This is a genomic window from Neisseria sp. P0021.S007 (genome assembly GCF_051956855.1).
The window spans coordinates 1-440 of sequence record NZ_JBQCXA010001739.1; the positions used below are offsets into that span (position 1 = coordinate 1).

Here is a 440-nt window from a genome sequence, read left to right on the forward strand (position 1 = left end):
TATGTGCAGTACGGCAACGGGGAAGCAGTGCAAATGGCGGGTGGCAAATACGTCGGTCAACTGATTAATATGTACGCCGTCACCATCGGCGACTGGTCGCGTCCGATGGTCGCATTCATCGCCTTCGCCTGTATGTACGGCACAACGATTACCGTAGTGGACGGCTACGCGCGCGCGATTGCCGAGCCGGTACGCCTGCTGCGCGGCAAAGACAAAACGGGCAACGTCGAACTGTTCGCCTGGAACGTTTGGGTCGCAGGTACGGGCTTGGCAGTGATTTTCTGGTTCAACAGCGCGATGGCAGAGCTGCTCAAATTCGCCATGATTACCGCCTTCGTTGCCGCCCCCGTGTTCGCTTGGCTGAACTACCGCCTCGTTAAAGGAGACGAACGCCACAAGCTGACGGCAGGCATGAACTTCCTCGCCATCCTCGGCTTGAT

General features: G+C 58.0%; 1 pseudogene. It reads left to right on the forward strand.

Features of this window, described 5'->3' with window-relative positions:
- Positions 1-440: pseudogene (locus tag ACTHUR_RS21210) on the forward strand (divalent metal cation transporter); the annotation flags it as partial.